This window comes from Paenibacillus sp. Soil750 (assembly GCF_001428045.1).
In the GTDB taxonomy this organism is placed as follows: Bacteria; Bacillota; Bacilli; order Paenibacillales; family NBRC-103111; genus Paenibacillus_E; species Paenibacillus_E allorhizoplanae.
The window spans coordinates 1,017,208-1,042,834 of record NZ_LMSD01000012.1 but is presented as its reverse complement, the minus strand read 5'-3'; the positions used below and the strand labels follow the sequence as shown (position 1 = coordinate 1,042,834).

The 25,627-nt window shown below is 44.3% G+C and carries 25 protein-coding genes and 1 other RNA gene; 11 read left to right on the top strand and 15 right to left on the bottom strand.

Annotation, left to right across the window (positions count from 1 at the left end):
- Positions 1 to 9: 9 nt before the first annotated feature.
- From ASL11_RS16400 to ASL11_RS16390, 3 genes are all read right to left on the bottom strand, one after another.
- A complete protein-coding gene (locus ASL11_RS16400) occupies positions 10 to 192 on the bottom strand; it encodes a hypothetical protein (RefSeq protein ID WP_056616372.1) in 183 nt (60 codons plus the stop codon).
- Positions 193 to 274: 82 nt separating this feature from the next.
- Positions 275 to 1,111: a TerC family protein gene (locus tag ASL11_RS16395; protein WP_056616369.1), complete on the bottom strand. Its 837-nt coding sequence runs from the start codon at positions 1,109 to 1,111 to the stop codon at positions 275 to 277.
- 265 nt (positions 1,112 to 1,376) lie between these two features.
- Positions 1,377 to 1,622, bottom strand: coding sequence for a hypothetical protein (locus ASL11_RS16390; protein ID WP_056616367.1), 246 nt, complete (start codon positions 1,620 to 1,622; stop codon positions 1,377 to 1,379).
- Positions 1,623 to 1,810: 188 nt separating this feature from the next.
- On the opposite strand from ASL11_RS16390, the gene ASL11_RS16385 reads away from it, so the two are divergent.
- Both ASL11_RS16385 and ASL11_RS16380 read left to right on the top strand, forming a co-directional pair.
- Complete coding sequence (locus ASL11_RS16385; protein WP_063795585.1) at positions 1,811 to 2,515, top strand: class I SAM-dependent methyltransferase; 705 nt, start codon at positions 1,811 to 1,813, stop codon at positions 2,513 to 2,515.
- Between the two features lie 139 nt (positions 2,516 to 2,654).
- Positions 2,655 to 2,852, top strand: coding sequence for a cold shock domain-containing protein (locus ASL11_RS16380; RefSeq protein WP_028556542.1), 198 nt, complete (start codon positions 2,655 to 2,657; stop codon positions 2,850 to 2,852).
- 128 nt (positions 2,853 to 2,980) lie between these two features.
- Here the strand turns inward: ASL11_RS16380 and ASL11_RS16375 are convergent, their stop codons facing one another.
- Positions 2,981 to 3,601, bottom strand: coding sequence for a TetR/AcrR family transcriptional regulator (locus ASL11_RS16375; RefSeq protein WP_056616361.1), 621 nt, complete (start codon positions 3,599 to 3,601; stop codon positions 2,981 to 2,983).
- Between the two features lie 124 nt (positions 3,602 to 3,725).
- Here ASL11_RS16375 and ASL11_RS16370 point away from each other — a divergent pair, with 124 nt between their 5' ends.
- On the top strand, positions 3,726 to 5,951 hold the full coding sequence (locus ASL11_RS16370; RefSeq protein ID WP_056616358.1) for an MMPL family transporter: 2,226 nt from the start codon (positions 3,726 to 3,728) through the stop codon (positions 5,949 to 5,951).
- Between the two features lie 45 nt (positions 5,952 to 5,996).
- On the opposite strand, the gene ASL11_RS16365 is transcribed toward ASL11_RS16370, so the two are convergent.
- From ASL11_RS16365 to ASL11_RS16355, 3 genes are all read right to left on the bottom strand, one after another.
- Positions 5,997 to 6,644 carry a nitroreductase family protein gene (locus ASL11_RS16365; RefSeq protein WP_056617154.1) on the bottom strand — a complete coding sequence of 216 codons (648 nt, stop codon included), beginning with the start codon at positions 6,642 to 6,644 and terminating at the stop codon, positions 5,997 to 5,999.
- A 154-nt stretch (positions 6,645 to 6,798) separates the two neighbouring features.
- A complete protein-coding gene (locus tag ASL11_RS16360; RefSeq protein WP_235550479.1) occupies positions 6,799 to 7,977 on the bottom strand; it encodes an MFS transporter in 1,179 nt (392 codons plus the stop codon).
- A 20-nt stretch (positions 7,978 to 7,997) separates the two neighbouring features.
- Positions 7,998 to 9,332: a hypothetical protein gene (locus tag ASL11_RS16355; RefSeq protein ID WP_056616355.1), complete on the bottom strand. Its 1,335-nt coding sequence runs from the start codon at positions 9,330 to 9,332 to the stop codon at positions 7,998 to 8,000.
- 170 nt (positions 9,333 to 9,502) lie between these two features.
- Here ASL11_RS16355 and ASL11_RS16350 point away from each other — a divergent pair, with 170 nt between their 5' ends.
- From ASL11_RS16350 to serS, 5 genes are all read left to right on the top strand, one after another.
- Positions 9,503 to 9,817: a hypothetical protein gene (locus ASL11_RS16350; protein WP_056616352.1), complete on the top strand. Its 315-nt coding sequence runs from the start codon at positions 9,503 to 9,505 to the stop codon at positions 9,815 to 9,817.
- 28 nt (positions 9,818 to 9,845) lie between these two features.
- The gene (locus ASL11_RS16345; RefSeq protein ID WP_056616349.1) at positions 9,846 to 10,478 is read left to right on the top strand and encodes a hypothetical protein; all 633 of its coding nucleotides are present in this window, start codon (positions 9,846 to 9,848) and stop codon (positions 10,476 to 10,478) included.
- 43 nt (positions 10,479 to 10,521) lie between these two features.
- Positions 10,522 to 11,547, top strand: coding sequence for a tetraprenyl-beta-curcumene synthase family protein (locus tag ASL11_RS16340; protein WP_082595551.1), 1,026 nt, complete (start codon positions 10,522 to 10,524; stop codon positions 11,545 to 11,547).
- Between the two features lie 37 nt (positions 11,548 to 11,584).
- A complete protein-coding gene (pfkA, locus tag ASL11_RS16335; RefSeq protein WP_056616343.1) occupies positions 11,585 to 12,553 on the top strand; it encodes a 6-phosphofructokinase in 969 nt (322 codons plus the stop codon).
- Between the two features lie 300 nt (positions 12,554 to 12,853).
- Positions 12,854 to 14,134 (top strand): serine--tRNA ligase, encoded by a 1,281-nt coding sequence (gene serS, locus ASL11_RS16330; RefSeq protein ID WP_056616340.1) that lies wholly within the window; start codon positions 12,854 to 12,856, stop codon positions 14,132 to 14,134.
- 423 nt (positions 14,135 to 14,557) lie between these two features.
- Here serS and ASL11_RS16325 read toward each other — a convergent pair whose 3' ends face one another.
- The 7 genes from ASL11_RS16325 to ASL11_RS16295 all read right to left on the bottom strand — a co-directional run bounded on the left by ASL11_RS16325 (position 14,558) and on the right by ASL11_RS16295 (position 19,983).
- Positions 14,558 to 15,514 carry a D-2-hydroxyacid dehydrogenase gene (locus tag ASL11_RS16325; RefSeq protein WP_056616336.1) on the bottom strand — a complete coding sequence of 319 codons (957 nt, stop codon included), beginning with the start codon at positions 15,512 to 15,514 and terminating at the stop codon, positions 14,558 to 14,560.
- A gap of 136 nt (positions 15,515 to 15,650) precedes the next feature.
- Entirely contained in the window at positions 15,651 to 16,844 is a 1,194-nt protein-coding gene (locus tag ASL11_RS16320; RefSeq protein ID WP_056616332.1) for a putative glycoside hydrolase, read from the bottom strand.
- A gap of 185 nt (positions 16,845 to 17,029) precedes the next feature.
- A complete protein-coding gene (locus ASL11_RS16315; protein ID WP_056616329.1) occupies positions 17,030 to 17,254 on the bottom strand; it encodes a Sec-independent protein translocase subunit TatA/TatB in 225 nt (74 codons plus the stop codon).
- A 124-nt stretch (positions 17,255 to 17,378) separates the two neighbouring features.
- A complete protein-coding gene (locus ASL11_RS16310) occupies positions 17,379 to 17,573 on the bottom strand; it encodes a hypothetical protein (protein ID WP_056616326.1) in 195 nt (64 codons plus the stop codon).
- A gap of 130 nt (positions 17,574 to 17,703) precedes the next feature.
- Positions 17,704 to 18,525, bottom strand: a complete 822-nt coding sequence (locus tag ASL11_RS16305) for a YitT family protein (protein WP_056616324.1) — start codon at positions 18,523 to 18,525, stop codon at positions 17,704 to 17,706.
- A 149-nt stretch (positions 18,526 to 18,674) separates the two neighbouring features.
- Positions 18,675 to 19,367, bottom strand: coding sequence for a DUF4247 domain-containing protein (locus ASL11_RS16300; protein ID WP_056616321.1), 693 nt, complete (start codon positions 19,365 to 19,367; stop codon positions 18,675 to 18,677).
- Positions 19,368 to 19,446: 79 nt separating this feature from the next.
- A complete protein-coding gene (locus ASL11_RS16295; protein ID WP_056616318.1) occupies positions 19,447 to 19,983 on the bottom strand; it encodes a DUF4178 domain-containing protein in 537 nt (178 codons plus the stop codon).
- A 285-nt stretch (positions 19,984 to 20,268) separates the two neighbouring features.
- Here ASL11_RS16295 and ASL11_RS16290 point away from each other — a divergent pair, with 285 nt between their 5' ends.
- The 3 genes from ASL11_RS16290 to ssrS all read left to right on the top strand — a co-directional run bounded on the left by ASL11_RS16290 (position 20,269) and on the right by ssrS (position 23,313).
- On the top strand, positions 20,269 to 21,894 hold the full coding sequence (locus ASL11_RS16290; RefSeq protein ID WP_056616316.1) for a DEAD/DEAH box helicase: 1,626 nt from the start codon (positions 20,269 to 20,271) through the stop codon (positions 21,892 to 21,894).
- Positions 21,895 to 22,245: 351 nt separating this feature from the next.
- On the top strand, positions 22,246 to 23,082 hold the full coding sequence (locus tag ASL11_RS16285; protein WP_056616313.1) for a YesL family protein: 837 nt from the start codon (positions 22,246 to 22,248) through the stop codon (positions 23,080 to 23,082).
- A gap of 49 nt (positions 23,083 to 23,131) precedes the next feature.
- Positions 23,132 to 23,313: non-coding RNA, 6S RNA (ssrS, locus tag ASL11_RS35445), on the top strand.
- Positions 23,314 to 23,870: 557 nt separating this feature from the next.
- Here ssrS and xylB read toward each other — a convergent pair.
- Positions 23,871 to 25,406 carry a xylulokinase gene (gene xylB / locus ASL11_RS16280; RefSeq protein ID WP_056616311.1) on the bottom strand — a complete coding sequence of 512 codons (1,536 nt, stop codon included), beginning with the start codon at positions 25,404 to 25,406 and terminating at the stop codon, positions 23,871 to 23,873.
- Positions 25,407 to 25,627 lie beyond the last annotated feature (221 nt).

The following is a 25,627-nucleotide window of genomic DNA, read 5'->3' as shown; positions in this document are numbered from 1 at the left end:
GAAGTAAATTCAAGTTCCTGCTCGGAAGAAGGTAAGCAAGATCAGAACGAAGGATATGGAAACCATAACAATCGCCAGCAGAGCCAGATAGCGTTTCATTTGTGCCGGAAGGCTGTCTTTTTTCATAATTAAAATGATCGCCAGGCAAAAGGATACAATTACAAATGTGAGTATAGATCCAGAATCGGTCATCGAAAATCATCCTTTTTCCTATAGAGTATGATACTTGTTCCATATCATACTAATTTTCGCTACGTAGGGTCAAACTCCTTTTTCAACCGGCATGCTGCATGGAATCTTGGTTCGAATCATCGTCTTCCTCTTTCACCAGAATAAACTTGCCGCGAGAATCCATTTTAACTGTGAAACGATCCTCAGGGGAAATTTGTGCCTCTTCACTAAGCTCTTTGGGAAGAGTTAATTGTCCGCTATCCCCGACACTTACTTGATAGCCAATCATCTTTGACCATTTACCTGCACCAAGCACGAGGACGACGAGTAATCCAATGAATAACCACTTACCTAACGGATTGGATTCGAAGAACGGGGCAAGGAACTTTTCGCCGGTAATCATCTTTCCAGCGGTAAGCGCCAGTACGCCTGCACCTATATAAATAATCGAAGGATACTTCTCGATCCATTTAATGAATAAGGTGCTACCCCAGACCACGATAGGAACACTGACAAGTAGACCAATAATGACGAGCAAGAAGTTGCCATGTGCAGCACCAGCGACTGCGATGACATTATCTAATCCCATGACTGCATCCGCGATAATGATCGTTCGGATTGCTGCCCACATAGTGTCCTTCACTTTCATATCCTCGTGACTTTTCTTTTCGCTGAGAAGCTTATACGAAATCCATAGAAGCAAGATACCGCCGACTAACAGCAGCCCAGGTATTTTGAGCAACGTAACGACCACAAGCGTGGCCAAGGCTCGAATCACGATCGCGCCAACCGTGCCCCAGAGAATGACTTTCTTTTGTGTTTCCTTTTTCAAATTACGTGCCGCCATCCCAATTACAATCGCGTTATCACCAGCAAGCACCAGGTCAATCAGAATAATACTTAGCAGAGAGACGAAAAAGCCCGTTGACAACCAATCCATACGCGAACACACTCCTTCAAGGTTTTTTTTAATGCAAAAAGAGCCCAGCACCTTTTGTACGGTGAAGGCTCTAATTCATCAAAAAAGACCTTCACCAATGAACATGGCAAAGGTCTTGCTAACAACGTTGTCGTTGCCAATAAAGCCGGGATCTGATGAGGATCCGAATTGACGACTTTACTGTATCAGCTACTCCCCTTTGGAGTGTTACTATGAGATTATACGTTTAGTATATGCGATGCGTTTCAAAATAGTCCGCTTTTTTTTACACGTTTTTAAAAGCATCCATAATAGCTTGCAATTCTTCTTCTGTACCATCGAAATTTTCTTTGGTAAAGCGCTCGTTGGCCCAGTGAAGCATGGCAGGTCGGCCAATAAAAGTATGGCACTCTTCGCCCCATTGATCAGAGATTTCGGTTAGAACGATTTTGGTACCTTGAACCTCGACATTCAGCATGTTCCATTTATCTTTTTTATAAATCGTATGTCTTTTGAAGGGTTGATGCGACATGGCTTTTTTCCTCGTTTCTGTAATAAGCTTATAGATGTAAACAATCGTATCATAAATTGCCGCTATTTCCAAACAGGGGGATCGATTTTTTCGTTATTTTCTTGTTGCGCAGGGCAATCTCTCGTGATAGAATTCTCCTAATCCTTTCCAGAGGGAAGGGGTTAGAGCCGAGTCGAGGAGAGATGAGCATGGAACAGAAGCGTGTTTATGAGCAAACTGGGGTCGCCATGACCTCAAGATCGTATGTTGAATACGAGAAAATGTTTATGTTGCAGAGGGTAGAGATGGTTGGAAAACGAGTGTTGGACGTCGCTGGTGGCGCATCTTCGTTTACGTCTGAAGCAAGGCAGCTTGGGATCTACGCAGAGGCGGTTGATCCGTTGTATGCGAAGTCGCCAAGTGCTATCTCAGAGCATGGCATGCAAGAGATTGAGCTTGTCGCCATGAAGATGGCCAAGTTAGTTGATGTATACGACTGGACGTTTTACGGATCTGTTCAGCAACATCGGGCAGGACGTATTCAAGCCTTACAACGTTTTATAGAGGACTTCTCAAGCACGGAAGGATCAGCCAGATATCATATGGCTGCTTTACCTTCTTTACCATTTGAATCGGAGAGTTTTGATCTCGTGATGTGCAGTCATTTTCTTTTTCTGTATGAAGAGCAGTTCGATTATGCGTTTCATGTAGGGGCTGTTCGTGAGCTGCTTCGTGTTTGCAAGCCAGGCGGCGAGGTAAGGATCTACCCCTTAATGAGTTTCCGCACAGAGGAATATTCGCGTCTGCCTGATCTAATCAACGAGTTCGTGTTGGCTGGATGTACCGTTCAAAAACGAGAAGCTAGTCTACCTTTTCTACCGAATTCTCATCAATTTTTAAGCATAAAAAAGTAGCCCTCTGCATAGTGGAAAACCTTGGTACATCAACAAATTTTAGCTTATCCACCTCGGAATTTCCGTTGATTTTTCACGACTCAAATGGTATAATTTCCTTATTCGCCATAGATGGCGATATTTTTAGGAGGTTGTTCATTTGAAGGGTACAGTGAAATGGTTTAACGCAGAAAAAGGGTACGGTTTTATTTCTGTTGATGGAGGCGACGATGTATTCGTTCACTTCTCCGCAATTCAGGGCGAAGGATTCAAAACATTAGAAGAAGGCCAATCCGTTGAGTTTGATATTACTCAAGGTAACCGTGGTCCTCAAGCAGCTAACGTCACCAAATTATAAGACTCTGGGATTCCCTACTTATAAATAGTGTCATAGCACAAGCAATAAAGACAGTTCTCGAGTTCGCTCGGGGCTGTCTTTTTTGTTTGCACGAATATCACGACAAAGGATGCTTCCTAATCGCTTTATCATTGTGGCGGGAATAAACCATGCCATAGAATGTCGATAATTTGCGTAGCGGCTTCACCTTCATGAGGAAACATTTTATTCCCGTCGTCGTCCGTCGCATGGCCCATCATGAGAAGTGAAGTATATGCGCGTGCAATCACACGTGGATTGACTGGACCGATTTCCCCGGAGTCAATCGACTTCTGGAATTCGGTTTCGAGCGCATCCAATATGCCTTGTTCGGATTTGCGCATGGCTTTCATTTGTTCTTCGGAAAGTGTGGCCTCCATCTTGCGCATGAACGAATGCAGGTCGAAATCGACAGCTTTCAGATGACCCTCTGTAATGCCTAGAAGCCTTTCGCGAAGCGGAGCAGGTTCGCCTAAGCGTTTAATGGTTACACGTCTTACGTTATCCATCAATTGGATCATGGAGGCTGTAAGCAAGTCGGATTTGGAAGGGAAATAGTAATAGACAGATGCTTTCGTTACCTGGCATTCTTTGGCTATATCGTCCATGGAGACGGACTCGAAGCCCCGGGACAAGAACATAGGAATAGCCGTCATTAAAATTTTCTGATTAAGAGGCATGTCGCCCTGGGAGACGCGTGGTCTGCCGAGAGGCTTTGATTTTTTTTCCATAAGAGTCACTCCTGAGAGGATTTTAAATAAAAAACTTGATTAATTAACTATATAGTATATATAATTAATTCTGTTACGAGATTAATTATAACACTATTTCATTTTTTAGGAGAGAGGCTACGTCATGCATGAAAATCCTTTTTTCAGTAAAATAGGCGGTATTGTCGCGGGTCGTCGCAGCAAATGGGTAACATTGGCCGTTTGGATTTTACTTACAGGCATTTTATCTGTCTTTCTACCTAACGTCAATTCACAAGAAAATAATGCAGCAAGGCAACTGCCATCCGATTCCTGGTCGCTCGAAGCAGCAGCGTTGATGAAAGAACAATTCCCAAGTAATGAGGGTGTGCCAGCGCTCGTTGTTTGGTATCGTGGATCTGGACTGACAGATCAAGATTTGGTAGCTGTTCAAAAGGTTACGAAACAGCTTACGGATACACCGTTAGCTGCTCAGAAAGGATTACCCCCTTTGCATCAGATGCCTGCTCCTGCACTTAAAGGCATGGTATCCAAGGATGGCAAGATACTCGTCCTGCCGATTTCGTTTAACGAAGGGACGGAAACGGAAGTTCTCCAGGAAGGTATGAAGAAGCTGGAAGAGATGACCGTAAGTCAATTAGGCATTGACCCCTTTGAAGCTAAAATTGAGGAAGATGGTTTGCATGCGCGAATTACAGGCCCTGTAGGCATTCAGACGGATGCAACAGCGCTATTCAAAGGAGCAGATTTCGCTTTACTCTTGGCAACGGTGTTGCTCGTTCTTGTTCTTCTAATCCTACTATATCGTTCTCCAATTCTGGCTTTTATTCCCTTAGTAGGCGTCGGCTTTGCTTATGGCATCATTTCACCTATTCTGGGTTACCTCGCAAAGCAGGGATGGATTACCGTTGATGCGCAGTCAATCTCCATTATGACTGTCCTATTGTTCGGAGCAGGAACGGATTATTGCCTCTTCTTCGTGGCTCGCTATCGACAAGCCTTATTGGACGAGAAAAATAAATATACCGCACTTCGCGTTTCATTCGGTGGATCAACAGGTGCGATTGGGATGAGTGGACTCACTGTAATTGTTTCATTACTGGGCTTACTATTTTCTCATTATGGTTCCAATCATCGGTTCGCGATTCCGTTTAGCGTAGCGATTTTCATTATGGCCGTTGCGAGCCTAACACTTGTTCCAGCGCTTCTTGCGATTATTGGACGTGTGTCTTTCTACCCATTCGTTCCGTTGACAGCAGAAATGCGAGCAGAGAAAGAAGCACGCAAAGGGAAACGCATTCGCGAGCAAAAGCCTGTTGGTGCCATGAATGCTGCACTTGGGCGAGTGGTGACGGAAAGACCCAAAAGCGTGCTCGCAATTTCACTAATCATTCTTATTGCGTTAGCAGCTTTCGCCCCGCAAATTAAGTTTACGTATAATATTTTGGAGTCGTTCCCTTCCGCTATGCCGTCACGTGAAGGATTTAGCTTGCTATCCGAGCATGTTTCACCGGGATCACTGGCACCAGTTAAAGTGGTCGTCAATACGGAAGGGAAGACGGCAGATGTCCAAGGAGCGCTTGCTAAGTTGCCTTATGTGGAATCGGTGAGCAAACCTGAGGATAGTAAGAAGGACGCCAATTATAAGGCGTTTGAGTTGATTTTTAAGCAAGATCCTTACGATTTGGATGTCATCAATCAGATTCCTGAGATTCGAAACACCTTGGAACAAAAGCTAACTGAGGCAGGTATTGCTAACCCTCAGGTTTGGGTTGGTGGCGAGACTGCCACCCAATATGACACCAAAACCGTCGTAGAGCGGGATACGAAAATTGTAATCCCAGTTGTTATCACCGTAATCGCGATCCTATTACTCGTATATTTACGTTCCATTGTTGCAACCGTCTATCTGATTGCAACGGTACTGCTTTCCTATTACTCAGCGTTAGGTGCCGGGTGGCTTATCTTGCACTATTTCATGGATACAGCAGCGATCCAAGGATTGATACCGCTATATGCATTCGTCTTCCTTGTAGCGTTAGGCGAGGATTATAATATTTTCATGATTTCGAGCATTTGGCAAGAAAGAAATCGGTTGAAACTGAAGGATGCGATACGATTAGGCGTTAGCTCAACGAGCAGTGTTATCACTTCGGCAGGCTTGATTTTAGCAGGCACCTTTGCGGTTCTAGCTTCACTGCCGATACAAGTGCTTGTGCAGTTCGGTGTCATTTGTGCCGTCGGTGTAATCTTAGATACCTTCATCGTTAGGCCGTTCCTTGTCCCTTCCATCACGATGCTGCTTGGGGATGCGGTGTTCTGGCCAAGTAAAGTGAAGCGGGCGCCACTCGCGTCTGGTTCTAAGAATTAAGTAAAGAAAAAGGAGCTATCCGCAATCGCGGACAGCTCCTTTTCATTAGTCGATGATTTCAAGAATATCGTCAACTTCTTTACGCGCCATTTTACCAGGTTTATCCTTCGGATAGCCAAGGGAAATGACCATGTTAATTTGATACTCTGCTGGAATCTCCAGGTAAGCCCGGATTTGATCCTGTGCTAATAACACAGGGCCTGTCATAGGGCACGTTGCTAGCCCTCTAGCATGCGCAGCAAGCATTAGGTTCTGTGAAGCTAGGCAAGAGCTCTTAATGCCTTCTTCAGCCCAAACATGATCATCGACCAATTGAATGGGGTCGAAGATGCGATCACGGAATTTGGATTCATAAGGTGTCGCCAAACAAATGATGAGAACAGGCGCGTCCGAGAAGGCTGTGGCATAAGGACCGAAGGATCTCACCAGCATGCGTGCTTCTCTGGATAACCCTTTCTCCTCGGCAGCCGCGGCACGGAGATGCAGCTGGTCCCAAGTCAATTGCTCGATATGTTTGATTTTTTCTGTATTTCGAATGGCGATAAATTTCCATGTTTGTGAGTTCGTATCGCTGGGAGCATAACGAGCACAATCGATGATTTCTCGAATATCTTCAACTGCGACTGCTTGCTCGGTAAAGTTGCGAATGCTGCGTCGTTCAAGAACGATGGTTTTGAAATCTTCATACATCATAATAAATGTGTACCTACCTTTGCTGCTCATAATATTCATCTTGGTTTATTACTTGGTACTAAGACTATATCCTTATTATAGGGGAGATCTATAAGGAGTACAACTGCTGTTACTCCCAATATGCTCAGGATATAAGGAAGTAAGCATTCTCTTATCATCGACTAGGAAGGGCATCCTCATTCTTTTGAAACACATACGTGCACAGAAAGCCTATGGCTGACGTTATCGATAAGCACGCTGCAATCATATAAACGGTACTTCCGCCAGCTTCATTATAGATCCAGCCACCTGCGGTGCCGCTTATCAAACCTGCTACACTAGACCAAGCGACAGCGAAAATGGCTTGACCTGAGGACCGGTACTCATCCGGAATAATTTGACTCAAATAACGATTCGCGGTGAAGAGGAAAACACCAAAAGTTAAGCTGTGTAGAAGCTGAATGCTGATAACCCAAATGGGATCCTGGATGAAGCTCATCATGACGAAACGGAAGGCGTAAATCACACCAGCAAAGGCAAGTAAGGGTAATTCCTTGAAGCGATGCCCGTGTTTGCTCAGATAGAAAAAGACCGGAATCTCGCTGAGTGCGGATGTCATCCACGCATAACCGATGAGCGAATCAGAAGCACCGAGTTGACGCATATACAGGGCTAAGAAGCCATCATTGAACCGATGTGATACTGACATGATGATCACAAGTGTAAGGAACCAAATGAATTTTTTGGAACGGATAATGTTCACCATACCGCCAAAAGCCATTTTTTTGCCGCCTTGACGCGTATCTTTCAGCAGAAAAAGAATAATTAATGTACAGCCTATCGTTATAAAAAGCAAGAGAGGTGTAAGTCCTGTTCCATATGCTCGTAGGATTAAACCGAAACCGCCAGCTGAAACTGCGAAGCCAATGGAGCCATACACGCGGAAGGAGGCATAGCTTTTCCCACTCGATCGGATATGCAGCATGACTTGACTGTCATTTAAGGAGTTCACTGGCTGTTGGAAGAAGAAAAACGCTGCTAAACAGACATAGAGCAGGGAAAACCAGCCTGCGGTAGAAACCAAGATGGCTGTGACGAGCTGGCCGAGGATCAGAATAATCATGATTTTCTTGACAGTTTGATACCGATCGCTCAGGAACCCCCATAATAGGTTGGTTGCAATGCCGATCAGTGGTCCAATGGCGTAGAGTAAGCCGATTTGGATTTTAGAATACCCTTTATAATCGAAATAGAGCGGGAAAAAAGTCACAACAATCCCCATCGTCATAAAAAAAGAAAAAGTAAACATTTTAAGCAATCGATCATTTCTATCAATCGCATTTGAATTTGCCAAGCGTAATCATCACCATTTCATTACATATTTTCTTGTGGCTGACTGGGTTGTTGCACATCATTCGTTCGTTTGAGCACATAGATGACGACAAGTAGTTCTGCCAACATGCCCACCGATTGGGCTAGCGCGCCGATCACTCCATTCCAGCTAGGAACCGTTGCAATGGCAACGAATAAAGTGAGTACAGTAATAGTAGCATTCGCAGATTGCGAGAAAACCATGATTTTTGTTTGGCCGCGCAGCATAATAATCCCATTCATATAATCTAGCCATGGGAATACAATCGTCATGATCATGAAAATACGCATGGCACTTAGACTGGCTTGCCTCAGTTCCGCATTTACACCCATGACATGCGTCATAAACCAAGGGCCGATCGGCGTATAAGCCAGTATGGCTATTAGAGTTCCTGGAATGAAGCTAAGCAGGAGAATGAATTTTTTGACTCTCACAGCATCTTTGCGATAGAAATTTAAGACGATTTGATGTATGTATGAGAAGAAACTCATCACTAACTGTGTTAAGGATCCAGCGATCGCAAAGGATGAGATGGCTAGATGGATATGTGTTGTTTTGCCTAACATAGCATTAATAGACGGTCCAATAATTACAGCGATAACAGATGAATATAAGAGCGGTTTGTAAAAGCTGAAAATTTGCTGTTTCGTCTCAATTGGATGATTGGGTGCTTTCTCTGGAATCACATGCTTGAGTAAGCTTGTCCCCTCCCAAATCGCAACAGTTGCTTCAATGACCATACCGACAAGGAAAATAATGGCACCTACTTTACCGCTGGAGACATTATCCGTTGTAATGAAATATAAAGATAAGAAATACATCGCGATAATCCGTACACCCATGCCGATGGTGAGCCATTTGGTACGCATATTGAAAATGATAATCCCATGAAACAAACAACGCAGGCCAGAGAAGATGCTTACATACATAAGGATGCGGTAAACACTTAATGTGGCAGCAAGCATTTCACGTTCTACGCCGAAAAAATAAAGAAACACCCATTCTCCAACCGGTGTGTAACAGAGTATGAGGCCGAGCAGGATGATACAGGCAAAAACGTATGAGCTGACAACGCCCATGGCACGGAAGGAAATCCTGTCCCTGACAAGTGCTGAGCAGGCTTGTCGTAGCAATACAACGGGTCTTTCAGTCAGTCCTAGTAGACTTAGGGGGATGGCATAGCTGGCGATGACAACCTCGGGATTATCAGCCCTAGCCAAGGTGCTGTTAATAATAACATGCGAGAGGGTTACAAGCGTTGCAGAAAGTCCGAGGGGGAGGAAAAAGGAGATGAGCTGTTTCCATGTGATGGTTTCCTTTAATGTCTTAGCATTCATCCAAATCGCACTCCTTCGCGTTTTGCAAAACATTTCTTAAGTATATCAGAAAATGAAATCGGGATGACATACAATTTTAACTGGAAACCGAAGGTTTGAAGTGATACATTTAAAGGTAGAATGTTTCTTGAACAAGACTGCCAGTTTTGCCTGCAAGGAGGTATACATGAATGAACAGCTATTTTCAGTATGATGAAAGACTCGGCATTGAGATTCCCGTTTTGGAATTGGAGTGGGAAATGTATGATGCTGCTGTTCGCATAAATCTGTTATTACAGTGGGAACAAATTCGAGGCGTTATTCCGGATCGAATTATGAAATTGGAAGCACAAATCATTGAAAAGCAAAATAAACTCGATAAGGAAGACGATTTTGTAACCTCCTGCCGTTTGAATTCCGATATTGCTGACTTGGCTTCAATCATAAATGATCTTCATCTCTGGTTCCGGACTAATCAGGATTTGGAATCAAAAACCCACCATTAATGGTTGTCAATGAAGGGAGAATGACTGCATGCATAGCAATAAGGATGGGAATAACTGGCTAGGAACGATAGCGAAACCACTTCTGGAGCATCTCCCTGCGCTTTATCCAATTGAAGAGTGGGACGTCGCAATGGATGCACGGATCGAAGGACTCTCAACATCATTGATTACGGAAGGAAGTCCTGAGCAGCTCCCCTATGGGTTAGCTATTAAAGCAGGCTTGTTTCTTCTAAATGAAAGTCTAGATAAATCTCACGATATCTCGCAGGAAATTACGAATCCTACCGGAAGTTACTGGCATGCTCTTATGCATCGGATGGAAGGCGACTATAGTAATGCGAAATACTGGTTTAACGACGTTGGTCATCATCCTATTTTTTCTAATCTAATCCAATTTGTAAGAGATAATCTATCGCTCAAAGACTTCATGGAATTGGAAAATGAAGCACTTCGACATAAGCTTGAAGTACTTGTAACATCGCCAGTTTGGAATCCATACGTATTTATTGATGTGATTGAAATTCAGGTATCGCTTGTTCAGAATCCTACAGTTGATAGTTGGTTACGCCAAATACAGCGATCTGAAATGCAATTATTACTTCAATTCTGCTATGAACAAAGTTGTGGAGGAAGTTTACTTGAAGCAATTGGACAAAAGTAGAATAAGGAGCCATGCGAAGGTTCCACAGGGGCCCATCCGATTAATGATTAGTGTTTATCGCTATATTTTACCTGGTGTCAATGAACAATTGAGCTTTTGGAAAAGTAGAGCTACGAGTATTCCCGATGAAGAGCTTCGTACTCAAGCACTAGCAAGCATTGCAACGAAGCAATTTCATTGTCAAGGAGGAGCTGTGTATGCAGCTGCTCATTTATCGATGCGCCACGTGCTTATTCCACTCATCGTCGCATTCCAGTCAATCAGTGACTACTTGGATAATTTATGTGATCGCAGCACGTCGCTGGATCCGAAGGACTTTCGACAATTACATCAATCTATGCTAGATGCAGTTGATCCTGCGAAGCCTCTGCATGATTACTATGCGTTCAGAGATGAGAAAGAAGACGGGGGCTATTTAAGAGATCTTGTTCAGCAATGCCAGACTTCTATTAGCCAGATGCCTTCATATTTGAAAGTGGCTGACCAGGTCAAAGAGTTTGTAGGCTTATACTGTGATTTGCAGGTGTACAAGCATATTCGTAAGGATTTACGCGAGCCACAGCTGCATCAATGGTGGGAAGATCATCACCATAAATATCGCCAGATTGATTGGAATGAGTTTGCTGCTGCAACGGGATCAACGTTAGGTATGTTTATGCTATTTTTGGGTGCGTGTGATCCAAATCTGACGGACAAGCAGGTGGAATCCATCCGGGAAGCTTATTTTCCTTATGTGTGTGGCCTTCATATTCTGCTTGATTATTTAATTGATCAGGAAGAAGATATTGTAGGTGGAGACTTGAATTTCTGTACCTACTACGATTCGTTAGATACAACCGTAGAGCGAATCGCTTTCATTGTCCAAGAGGCGAGAAGTAAAATTTTGTTCTTGGAACATCCGAGATTTCATCGTATGATAATCGAAGGTTTGCTTGCTCTCTATTTATCTGACCCTAAGGTCAACAGTCAACACCAAGTGAAAAAAATCTCAAAGCGTCTGATGAAAAATAGTCCTTTAACCAGGCTTTTTTTCTGGATAAATAGTATGTACATCCGTACGACATCATGAATGTCATTCACAAGAATTATGAAGGAGGAAATTTAATATGTCAGCAGTAAAATCAATTGCCGTTTTAACCAGTGGAGGAGATTCTCAAGGTATGAATGCAGCAGTTCGAGCGGTTGTTCGAAGTGCACTATACCATGGGCTCGAAGTGTATGCCGTTCAGCGTGGATATCAAGGACTTATTAACGATGATATTCGCAAAATGGACTTGCGTAGCGTAGGTGACATCATTCAGCGTGGAGGAACGATTCTCCAAACGGCTCGTTGTAAAGAATTTATGACACCTGAAGGACAGCAAATCGGTGCAGACAACTTGCGTAGACGCGGAATTGATGGCCTAGTTGTTATTGGTGGAGATGGTTCCTATCAAGGAGCGAACAAGCTTAGCAAATTGGGTATCAAAACAATGGGCCTACCGGGGACAATCGACAACGACATCCCATTCACTGATTTTACAATTGGATTCGATACAGCTGTAAGTATCGTTGTGGATGCCATTAATAAGCTGCGGGATACGATGACATCTCATGAACGTTCATCAGTTGTCGAAGTTATGGGACGTCATTGTGGTGAAATTGCCCTGTATGCGGGACTTGCCAGCGGTGCTGAAACCATTATTGTGCCAGAGGTGAATGTGGATGTTACAGAGGTTGCTAATCGGATGAAAGATAACTTCAACCATGGCAAGCGTCACAGTATTATCCTTGTAGCAGAAGGAGCAGGAACTGGTGAAGGTATTGCGAAGCAGATTACGGAAACGAACGGGATTGAACCTCGTGTGACCGTTCTAGGTCATATTCAACGCGGTGGTGCGCCTACGCATAATGACCGTATCTTGGCAAGCCGTCTAGGCGATTTTGCTGTTCGCAAACTGATGGAGGGTGATTCTTCCAAAGCTTGTGGTATTATCAAAGGTGAGCTTGTAGCAACGGATATCGATCTTGTTGTTAACACGAAACGTACCTTTAATATGGAACTTTATGAATTGGCTAGCCGTTTGTCTCAATAAGCCTAATTTTGCTAATAGGTGTTGATCTTCATTTGCATTTCGGCTATAATAGCGAACAATATATAAATCGACATCATGTCTATGAAGAGCATCCAACTCGGAGACGTTCATGATCGGAAGGACGCAAGATTCTTCTCTAAATAAACCGGCACCGCCCGTTATCGCGGAACCAAGCGGATGATGACCATTGATGTCATCATCAAGTTGGGTGGCACCGCGAGCAGAACGCTCCTCGTCCCAATCGGACTGAGGGCGTTTTTTGTCTTTTTCACCTATAAGAAGAGGAAGCGGTGACGGAACATGCTGGATATCAAATGGATTCGAAACAACCAAGATCAAGTGAAAGCAGCAGCTATTCAAAAAGGTGTAGAATGCCACGTGGAGGAACTGCTCGTAGTCGATGAGAAGAAGAGGGGATTGCTGGGCCAAGCCGATCTTCTGCGAGCAGATCGCAATCGCGCTTCGGAACAAATCGCCTCACTAATGAATCAGAGGAAAATCGCCGAAGCAGAAGGCTTGAAGGAGCAAGTTCGCGGCTGGAATCAAAGCCTCGCGGCACTGGAAGCGGAATTGAACGAGTTTGAACAGAAGTTCAAGGAACTCATGCTGAAAATACCGAATCTAGCTTCGCCGGATACACCAATAGGTGAGAGCGATCAAGAGAATGTAGAGCTGAAGGTCGTTGGAGATAAGCCGACTTTTAACTTCGAGATGAAAGATCACCTTCAACTTGGTGAAGCGTTGAGCATGATTGATGTTGGTCGGGGTGTGAAGATCGCGGGCAGCCGCAATTATTATCTCAAAGGAATGGGGCTTTATTTGCACAGGGCTGTCCAACAGCTGGCCATTGACTTACTGACGGATCGTGGATTCACCGTCATGGATGTACCGCTTATGGTGCGGGAGGAAACACTGCTCAATGCGGCTTTCTTTCCAGCAGGTAAAGATCAAACGTATGAGCTTCCTGCGGACAACACATGGTTAGTTGGTACTTCGGAAGGTCCGTTGATTTCGTACTATGCGGGAGAGATCGTCGATCTATCGGAGGGGCCAATTCAGTTAGCAGCCGTGTCGAATTGCTTCCGGAAAGAAGCGGGCTCAGCGGGAAGAGATGTACGGGGATTATATCGTGTCCATCAATTTGCGAAGGTTGAGCAAGTGATCCTCTGCGAAAATAATGCGGATGAAGCAGATCGCATGCTGCAGTTGATCACACAAAATGCCGAGGATTTACTTGCCTGTCTAGAACTGCCATACCGCGTTGTGGCGGTGTGTTCGGGGGACATGGGGGCCAAAAACTACAAGCAATTCGATATTGAAACATGGATGCCTAGCCGAGGGGCATACGGCGAAACGCATTCGTCGTCGAGCCTGCTGGATTTCCAAGCTAGACGCAGTAATTTGCGTTATCGAGATCAAGAAGGGGTGTTGCGTTATTGCTACACACTGAATAATACGGCCGTTGCATCGCCGCGGATCCTTATTCCATTGCTAGAAAATCATCAACAGGCAGATGGCTCAATCTACATCCCCCCTGCGTTGCGACCGTATATGCGAGGGCTGGAAGCCATTAGCGTTTAATCGTAGAAAGCCCCTTATCCTAAGTGTTTCGGTAGGATAAGGGGCTTTTTGTTGAGAGGGGCGGATTTGCTTTGGCTAGGATTTTCTGTGCTTACTGGCTTCCGAGCTTCTGAGCTCCCGAATCCCCGAACTCTCGAATACCTGAACTCTCTCGAATCCCCGAACTCCGCAAACTCCCGAATTCTTTTGCTCCAGATCACCAACTTATCCGCTAACGGACATAGAGGACGCTATCTGGCTTAAATAGACGCCTTTAAAACTCTAACTGCCACAGTGGATGCTATTCAGCAGAATTAGCTCTTTATTCGAGTCGAAATGGCACAATAACGTCCATCATGTCCGTTAGATTAACAAACATCCTTTTTGTGTAGAAATAACGATCATCATGTCCGTTAGAGTTCGTATGTGCATCTGCCTATCAAATTAATAACCCTCCGCCAAGTCCACAACATTGATCATCTCTCCGCCATCCAGCATCGCACGTAAATTGTGATAGAAAATGGTGGAAACACGATCCGTATAATGTTCAGATGACCCAGCAATATGTGGGGTTAGGATGACATTCTTCATATTCCAAAGGGGGGAAGCAGCTGGTAACGGCTCTTGCTCAAAAACATCTAACGCTGCGCCAGCAAGTTTGCCTTCCTGCAAGGCTTGAATCAAAGCATTTTCATCCAGCACATCGCCGCGAGCTAAATTAATGAAAAAGGCGCTCGGCTTCATAAGCGCTAGATGCTCTTTTTGCAAGAAGCCCCGTGTTTTCACTGTACTTGGAAGCAGAACGACAATGAAATCACTTTGAGATAGCAGCAGCTGAAGGCCATCTTCCCCGTGAACGGTTGTATCAAAGGCGGCTTGTGGTGTCCCCGAACGATTCAGGCCGATGACTGACATATCGAATGCTTTGGCTTTGCGAGCAACAGCCTCGCCGATGGCACCAGCACCAATAATTCCAATTGTTTTACTGTGCAATTCACCAAAGCGAACTTGATTATCCCACACGTGCTGCTGCTGATTATCATGAAGTAAATTAGCTTTCCGAACCCATTGCAGCATGAGACTCAGTGCAAATTCACTCATTTGAATGGTGTGAACACCTCTAGCATTCGTAACAATCACTTGACGTTGATCGAGCTCTGCAAGAGGCAGTTTATCAACGCCTGCGGATAAGGTTTGCACCCACTTCAACTTAGGGGCACGACTGACGATGTCAGGGTGTAATCGACCTGCTGAGATGATCACATCAGCATCAGGGAGCAGATCGCCAGCATCCTTGGAAGAGGAAAACCAATGAAACTGGATGCGTTCTTTCAAGTCTGGAGGGATTTGCTCTTGCATAGAAGTTAGATTCATGCCTGTTACAGCTACTATTTTCAGCATATCATCACATCCTTTTTATAATTCGAAATGACTACTACCATGATAAATGAAATGGAAACCGAAAGTAAACTCGGGCCGCACGCAAAAATACCCCGAGAGCATAAATAGTCTCTCAGGGTACTTACAAATTTGACGATTAATAATTTACATTAGCTGTGTAATTATTGTTGGCATTCCATAGTAAATACTCATTAACACCGTTATCCTTCAAGGCTCGAATCTGCTCATCTAATTCATGCTTGCCGTATTTAATATAGCCTGGCACCCAAGAAGCAGTAAAGTCTTGTATCCAAGGGCGGATAACCGGCTTCCAGCCTTTCTTATCAATAGCTTCAAGCTTCTTATTGGTATCCTTGGAAGCACCATTAATTGTGGCGTACGGTGCAGCATCAGGTACTTTGGAGCCGAACCAACCAGTACTGTAATGGCTTGGATAAATCATAGGAGCAATGACATCGACATTTTGTGAGATTTTCTCGAAATCTTGACCAATACCTTCAGCAGCCGGAACAGACGCTGCATATCCGAAAATGTCAACAGAGACGCGAACACCCAGTGGAGATAATTGCTCTCTCGCATATTTCACGAAAGAAGAGACCGCATCAATCCGTGAACGCTCATCTTTGGTATATTTGAGGATGTCTGCTCGTTTCTCGAAGCCTTCTGGGAAGCGAACGTAATCAAACTGAATTTCTTTGAAGCCTGCTTTGACTGCTTCTTTCGCAACAGCGATATTGTAGTCCCATACCTCTTTGCTGTACGGATTCACGAAGCTATCAGGAGGGTTTTTACCATTCCCCCACAATGTGCCATCTGGATTCACGAAAGATATTTCAGGTTTCTTTTTAGCAAGAACCGTGTCTTTAAAGACAACAATACGTGCGATTGGATAAATGTTATGTTCTTGGAGTGTTGTCATGAGACCTGGCATGTTGCCAATGATTTTCTGAGTGGTTCCCATTGCATCGAGCTCAGCATTCCCAGTTTCCCAAGTAATGTAGCCCCAGTCATCTTTCACATCGATAACCATCGCATTCAAATCGGTATCATCAAGTAATTTTACTAGCGTATTGAGTCGTGAACCGCCAGCACTGTGAGCAGTAGCGTAGATCCCTTTAACGACAGGGGCATCTTTCTGTGGATCTACCTTGTTGACTGGTGCGAGTGGATCCGTTGCATCCGTAGGTGTCGCAGGCGTGACGGGTTGAACGATAGCAACAGCGTTCTTCGCATCTAGCGAAGCTTGCACAAGCTGTTCAAAGCTTGCATCGGGGTTTGCGGCCGTAACATTACCCCAGATAAGGGCAAGCGAGGCGAGTAATATTTCCATGATGTATAAGTCCACTCCAATCCTTGTTTCTAGCTTTCATTATAAGCCAAGCGGGAAACTACGCACAGAGGAAATTTGTAGGCTTTTGTAGAAGCTTGTATGAGTCATTTGGCACATGAGGTACACAGTCTTAAGTAGGATTAAAAACAAAAACACCTAGAAGCTTGGCCTCCAGGTGCTTGGACTTACTTATTCGATTCGCTATTCGATACTTCAGGGTTAATTTCTTTCCGAGCAATCGAAGGTTGATCATCTGTTGATGAGTTGCTGCCGTTTCCATTTGTTGCATCTTTGAACTCTCGGAACATTTTGCCAAAACCTCGACCAAGCTCAGGCAGTTTATTAGGCCCAAATAAAAGCAGGGCAACGATCGCAACTAGTATGATGTGCCAAGGAGATAAAGCTCCCATTCCAGACACCTCCAGTAAAATTTATCTTAGCTATATTATATCATGGACTTATCATAACCCATATAGCCTATTTATTACAATTTTAATAACAGTATATGCCTAAGAGATCCAAAAAAAGACACCCTCAATGGTACAGGGTGTCCTTATGATGTTCCGAAATGCTAAATTGAATAATTTCCATGACATCTTCCGCTGCGAGTGCCTCTATACCGAACCGTAGTACGATCTCGGATTCCAACTCATTGCTGGTCAAAGAGGGATACAACTCGGGCGTTAATTTCATTACAATCCTGGATAATTTGACTGTCTCCACAAGCATCACCCTTCCAATCAGAAGATTAGAATAAGAACTACGCCTGAACCTACCATCGATGAAAACCAGAACTATATGAAATTATATTCATTATAACACAATTCAAAATGGAATAAAGGGGCAGTTGGCTTATTTCTCATTTGGGCTTTCGAAATTCCCCAACAACACCAACCGTTTCCACGATATTCACGAACGCTTTCGGGTCAATCTCTTTAATAATTCGCTTTAATTCCACGAGTTCATATCGCGTCGTAACCGTCATCAACATATCATGCTGCTGCTTCGTATAGGCACCTTCCGTTTTAATAAGTGTTACCCCTCTCGGGATCATGAGCAGCTTATTAATTATGGCATCCTTATGCTTCGTTACAATGAACGCGGTTACTTTAATATGGCGGATATGTATCATATCAACAGTTTTCCCGCTAATGAATATTGCTAACATTGAAAATAATGCAAGGTCCCAATTATCTTTGAAATAGCCGAGAGCGACGATAACAATCCCGTTCATCGAGGATAAAATGGTGCCAAGAGGAAAGTCGTATTTCCGTGTTAAAATCAGACCGACAATGTCAAACCCACCGCTGGATCCCCCAATGCGTAGTGTGATTCCGCTGCCAATACCAATGAGGACGCCACCAAAAACAGCACCTAACATGGAATCTTTGGCTACGAAGTTCATAGGAATGAGTTGCATCATCCAAGTGGTTAAGACGACAGAGGCAACGCTGATCATGATGAAACGTTTACCAATGGAGACGAGTCCCCAAATCATAAGTGGCATGTTAAACAATAAGTAAAGAAATCCGATATTGTAATCTGTAAAATAACCAATAATCATGGCAATACCTGAAACGCCACCGCTAAGCAGCTGATGGGGAATGAGAAACATATTGAAGCCGACCGCGACAAGCAGTGCGCCAACTAGAATGATTAGAACATCTAGCGCCTTTTTCAAAACAAATCACCTCTAAAATAGTATGCAGCATATTGCAAGTATAATTCATTCTTATAAAACTGCAATCATTATTTAGACAGTGGACAATTAATTCGAATTGCATAAAAAAAGCTGTGTCCAATAGATGGACAGCAGCTTGTGGATGAAATTTATCGGCGCTTAAAGGAGCCGGTTTTCTTGGTCGTACTTGGCTTGCTCGTACTCGGTTTACTAGTTGTTGGCTTCGTTACTTTATTAGGAGTTGAACCATCATTCTTACGCGCCGTTGAGGAGCTTCCAGAGCTTGGATTTGCTGCACCACTCGTGAAACCACCCGTCCGATCGGATGTAGTTGGCTTCGTCTCCTTGGTTGAACCTGTAGTCGGTGTTGTAGCCTTATAATTCGGCGTTTTTGTGTAGCCGCGGTAGTCATAAGAAGATCCTCTATTGTTATTCCAACCGCCACCAAATATAGATTGAAGCAGCGAGGCGGTTAAATATCCTTGCAAGAAGGAGGAGTCATAATGGCTCTTGGCATATTCAATGCTATCGAGTTGGACTAATGTATTCTTACTATCACTTGGATCTTTCTGGATATTGATAACCTTGTCCTTATACACAAGGAACATCTGATCCTCAGATTCCTTACTCTTCTCTTTGGGGGTTTCTTTGGCAGCCAGTTCATTCGCAACTGTGGGTACATTCTTGCCTTCAACTGAGTAAACCTTAGACATCGTGGTTCCCTTGCCATCAACGCTTACTAACGGATATTCATCCTTGATATAACGTCCGGCATCTGCGCCACATGCGGTAAGAAGAGCGATAATAAGTATGAAGGAAAGCCATGAAGTCCATTTCTTCATTGTCTGGTAGTCCTCCTTTCAGGGTGTTTCCGAAACATGCTTCCATGATAACATAGCTGTATCGTCATCAGTGTCGATATCAAAAATTTCTCAAAAATTTAATTTGGTTGCCTGGTGTGCGCTCGCCTTCTAGGGCAACGAATTTACCATCCTGCCATTGAAGGAAAAAGAAGCGCTGGTCCGGTCCGAAATAACGCCAGAAGATGATATCATCGCCGCTGCGGAAATCGGTGTTGCCTTCTGTCCGTGAGACGTCATTGCGATGAAATTCCAGATCGAAAGTGACATCTCCGTCCAATTCTAATCGGGTAGGCACATCATTGGGATCATCTAGAGCTCCTTCAATAAAACTACATAAGAAGCAATCATAGGTTCTGCCTTTTTCCACAATCAAGCACTGAATATTTTTACCGCTTTGTAGATAATAAGCATAGCGATGCGGCTCAAAGCCGCGGTCAAAATATATGACTTTACCGGAGATGACATATTCCTCTAAGTCTACATTGACAATATCGCCAACACGCGCGACTTCTAGCGGATTACCTACGGATGCGGCAGCAGGTGGCTGCTCCTTGTTACTGCGAAGAATGTTGCTGACACGTTTAAATATGGACATAGAAACTCTCCTCTGTACGATTCCGTTTTATTGTTCTCCCCTTTAATACGAGTTGCTTATTCATTCGGTTTCGTTCGAGTCGTTAAAAGTAGCCACTGGCAATGTGTGTACCACCTGTGCTATAATATTTTAGATGTTCTTAAGGGCGGCCAGTTGGATCATGGAAGATGACGAATCGAAAGTGTATTCCACCAAGAAACTATAGAGACGGATAGGAAGTCGTACTTAAGGGTAAAAAAGATACAAGGCATTAGCCTGCCCTGTACAAAAGGAGATTGAATTTATTTGAAAACATTTCAGGAGTTTGGTTTAGACGCATCGGTACTACGTGCGATTACGGAAATGGGCTTTGAAGAGTCCACACCAATTCAAGAGAAAACAATACCATTGGCCATGGATGGCCGTGATTTGATCGGGCAAGCACAAACAGGAACTGGGAAAACGGCAGCATTCGGTATTCCGCTAGTTAACAAAATCAATGTAAAAGAAGAGCGCATTTCGGCTCTAATCATGTGTCCAACACGGGAACTTGCCATTCAGGTTGCGGAAGAGATTGAAAAACTCGGTCGTTTCAAAGGCATTCGTTCTTTGCCAATTTACGGTGGACAGGATATCGTTAAACAAATCCGCGCATTGAAAAAGAAACCACAAATCATTATCGGAACACCAGGACGTCTTCTTGACCATATTAACCGCAAAACAATCAAGCTTGATGATGTTCAAACGGTTATTTTGGATGAAGCGGATGAAATGCTTGATATGGGCTTCATGGATGATATCCAATCTATTCTTAAATTAGTTCCAGCAGAACGTCACACAATGTTGTTCTCTGCAACTATGCCGACTAACATTCAGAAATTGGCTCAACAATTCCTTACTAATCCAGAGCACGTTTCGGTAATCCCGAAACAAGTGAGCGCTCCTTTGATCGAGCAAGCTTACATTGAATTGCATGAGAAACAAAAGTTTGAAGCACTTAGCCGTTTGATCGACATGGAAGCACCAGACCTAGCAATTATTTTCGGACGCACGAAGCGTCGGGTAGATGAGTTGGCAGAAGCTCTTCAAAAAAGAGGTTATGCTGCTGAAGGACTTCATGGTGACTTGTCCCAAAATCAACGCGATAATGTTATGAGAAAATTCCGTGATGGCAGTATTGATGTTTTAGTAGCAACTGACGTTGCTGCTCGTGGACTTGATGTATCAGGTGTTACTCACGTTATCAACTTTGACCTTCCACAAGATCCAGAGAGCTACGTTCACCGTATCGGCCGTACAGGTCGTGCAGGTAAAGAAGGTACTGCTTGGACTTTCGTAACACCACGAGAAATTGATCACCTTCACTTTATTGAGAAGGTTACACGCCATAAAATCAACAAAAAACCTTTGCCAAGCGTTGCAGAAGCGGTAGAAGGTAAACAAAAAATGACAGCTGAGCGTATTTTGGATATGCTTCAAAAAGAAGAGCATTCCGAATTTAAAGGCCTAGCTATTCAAATGCTTGAGCAATACGATTCCGTTAACTTGCTTGCAGCAGCGATGAAGCTTCTTACTGGAGACAAGAAAGATCTGAATATTGAACTGACACCAGAAGATCCGATTCGTGCAAGAAAGAAGAAATTCGATGTTCGCAGCTCCGGTAGACGTGTTGGCGGTGGATACGGTTCAGGATCAGGTTCAAGCGATCGTCGTCAAGGTGGCGGCGGTTACGGTGGATCAGGTTCAGGATCAGGCAATTCCTCAAGCGGTGGCTCACGTTACCCGCGTAAGGATAGCAGAGATTACGGTTCAAACAGAGAAGGCGGAAGCAGCTCAACTTCGAGAAACCGCGAATACGGAAGCAACAACTCCGGAAATCGTGATCGTTCCAGAGCGCCGCGCAAAAGTGAAGATACACTTGTAAATAAATAAGTTACAGCACTAAAAAGGCGGAGATCCTAAGGATCTCCGCCTTTTTCAAGTTGTATATGGATTAAATAACAAATGAGCTAGTGATGATAACTAACAAAATGAAAAGCACCAAAATAGCACCTGCGGATGTTCCAACTGGATGAGACATGGTATCAACCTCCTGAATAATGATTGGTGGTACGATTAGACAATACTATATTATGTAAAAGAACCTATAACGACTAGACGGCTACCTATATGATGAAAAATAGGCTATAATTGAGTATATATACAATTAAGACATGCTATCATCATGTCAGCAGTTAACAACGTAGAAAGTTTCCTGAAGGAAACGCTAAGGAGGAAGCAGTTTTGGAGTTTAAGGGAGTTATGGGAGGACTGTACAGAATATCGGAGTGGATTATGCGGTTATCCGTTATCAATTTACTTTGGATGCTTTGTTCGATTCCGGTATTCTTTTTCCTCTTTATGGGGTTAGTGAGTCAAACGCCGGACGCTTTGAAAGCTACGCTGCCGATTCTTGCAATTTTGGCACCGTTTACTTTATTTCCTGCGACAACAGCTATGTTTGCGGTGGCTAGGAAATGGGTGACTGGAGAAGAAGATGTTCCGTTGTTAAAAACATTTTTCCGTGGATACAAAGAAAACTATTTGCAAAGTATGCTTGGCGGTATATTCTTTGTACTAATCTTTGTTATTATTGCTGTGAACTATTTCTTCTATTTGAAGCAAGGCAGCTCGTTGAAAGTACTAGCCGTTCTTTTTATTGCTTTCACCGTGATCATGATTATTGCTTTGTTTAATTTCTTCTCCATTATCGTTCATTTGCACATGAAGATTTTTCAAATTGTTAAAAATTCAATTTTAATTACAATTGGCAATCCTATCAATTCGATTGTATTGCTCATTTGTAATGGTGTTATTGTTTATATTTGCTTAACGAAGTTCAATTTCTTCTTAGTCGTGTTCTTCATGGGTGCAATTGTTGCAACGTTCTCCTTCTGGCAGTTTAACCGAAGCTTTACGAAGCTTCAGACGAAACAACAGGAGCTGGAAGAGAAGGAACAGCAGCGACTTGCTGAAGCCGAAGCAGCTGAAGAAGGCAATGATGAAGCGAGTGAGAGCGAAGTTAATGAATCTCCGATTAGCTTGCATAAAAAAGATGAGAATGACAAGACTAAAGATTAATCCTTCCAGTTGATTATCAGCGAGGTAGGATCTATAATAAGAAAACAGAAGAAATCTGCGATGCTCGTAACGGTTTTAAGTTGTTTTAAACCAATGACTGTTTCTAGGGAGACCTATATTGAAGTGTGGCTGACATGCCCTCGAAAGGGGACCTCAAATACACGTCTGCGGACACCCACCTGCGAGAGCGGGTTTGAAGCACCAAAACCGGACGGCATAGGCGGGTTTCTTCGAATAAAAAAGAGGTTGAACAGGCATCATGCCTGCTCAACCTTTTTTTTATTGTTTCGGGAAGAGGGGGAAAGCTGAATCTAGAGCCGAATCGCCTCCGAAGCCGAACCTGACCCTGAGTCTGAACCTGAGTCTGAGTCTGAGTCTGAATCTGAATCTGAACCTGAACCTGAACTTGACCCCGCCCCCATCCCCGCCAAATCAGTTCAATGGATAAATCCAGTGAAAAACCCATTAAACAAGTTAAATTATCGATTTGATTGGATAATTCCATTCAAATCTTCATTTATGCAATATTTTAGGCCAGAATCAAGTGACTTTACTGGATTTATCCAATGTAGGGAGCTAATTTGGGCAGAGTACGAAGTTTTTACTGGATATATCCAATGGGGGAGCTAGAGTGAGCGGCTTCATAGGAGATGACATGAAAATATCTCGCTACTCACAAAAAAAGACCACCCGAGGGTGGTTAATTGGATATTAAGATTGATGCAACCATTTGCTAGCATCATTATAATATTCGTTCAAGCTAAACGAGTCCGTCCAAGATTGGCGGCTTAGTTAATTGTATCTGCTAAATCAGTCAATTGGTGGAACGTGCTTTGTAATGTAGGATAAAGGCTGCGATACACTTTATAGTACGCTTCATATTTGAGTTGGTTAGCTGGATTAGGTTCTACACGATTAGTGACTTCAATCCAATCTTCGCATAATTTCGTAATATCAACTTGAAGTACGCCTGATGCAGCCATGATTGCTGCGCCATACGCTGGGCCATCCGTTGAATTGACCGTCACAACGGGAATTCCGAAAATGTCAGCGATCATTTGACGCCAGAAAGGACTTCTAGCTCCGCCCCCGTTTACACGAAGCTCCGTAACTTCGATCCCGGATTCACGAATCAATTCCATAGAATCACGAAGTCCGAAGGTGATACCTTCAAGTACAGCGCGGGTCAAATGTGCTTTCTCGTGTCTTAGATTAAGCCCGATGAAGGCACCGCGTGCTTTTGGATCTGGATGTGGCGTACGTTCCCCGGATAAATAAGGAAGGAACAACAAACCTTCACTACCAAGTGGTGCTGTAGCAGCTTCTGCTGTCAGAATTTCGTACACATCTTTGCCTTCTTGCTCAGCGCGTGCAAGCTCTTCACTGGCAAAGTGATTGCGCCACCACTGGAATGAGCCGCCAGCCGCGAGCATGACGCCCATGCGGTGCCACTTGCCCGGCACGCCGTGACAGAAGGAATGAAGTCGGTACGCTTCATCCACTTGGTAGGTGTCGTCATGGACGAAGACGACACCAGAAGTGCCGAGCGCCACCGAGGCGATGCCTTGGCGGACGACGCCAACACCAACGGCGCCGCAAGCTTGGTCGCCACCGCCGACAACGATCGGAGTGCCTGGGACTAAGCCGGTGAGCGCTGCTGCCTCTGGCAGCAAATGCCCGGCAATGTCCCCGGACTCATAGAGCGGCGGCAGCCACTCGAGCGGGATCTCTAACCGCTCAGCGACGGTTTGAGACCAGCTGCGATTGGCTACATCGAGCAGCAACGTGCCACTGGCGTCGGCCATGTCCATGCCGAACGCACCCGTCAGGCGCAGCCTGACGTAGTCCTTCGGCAGCAACAGATGCCGAACGCGTGCGTAGTGCTCCGGCTCATGCTGCCGGAGCCAGAGGAGCTTGGGCGCGGTGAAGCCGGTCAGCGCCCGATTGCCTGTGAGGCGGCCGAGCTCGGCTTCGCCGACGGTCGCCTCGATGTAAGCGCATTGCTCCGCGGTGCGCTGATCGCACCAGAGCAGCGCAGGCCGGATGACCTGCTGCGCCTCGTCGAGGAAGACCGACCCGTGCATCTGGCCGGAGAAGCCAATACCAGCTACAGCATCGCTCGACACGCCCGTGCTAGCCAAGAGCCCTTGTATGCCTGCAATCGTGGCATTCCACCAATCTTCAGGATGCTGCTCAGCCCAACCTGGATGTGGTTGTTGCAGCGGATATTGGGCAGAATGTGAGCCGATAACCGTACCAGCTTCATCCACTAGAATGCATTTAATGGCAGAAGTACCTAAATCTAAACCCATAAAATAAGCCATGATGAGATCATCCTTTTTATAATGAATTAGGGTTATTTCTTCGATATTCTTTGTTTGTTTATTGAATATACAAAGATAACTTATTCAATGTATTCGCCCATGCTTTCAAATATCCTTCTTTTCCAGTCGAATATTCCTATGAATTTTTGCTGAGCAGGGTATGCTTAAAAGATTGGATCTACTCACTCTTATGAAAGTGGAAAAACTTGTCTCAAAACTTT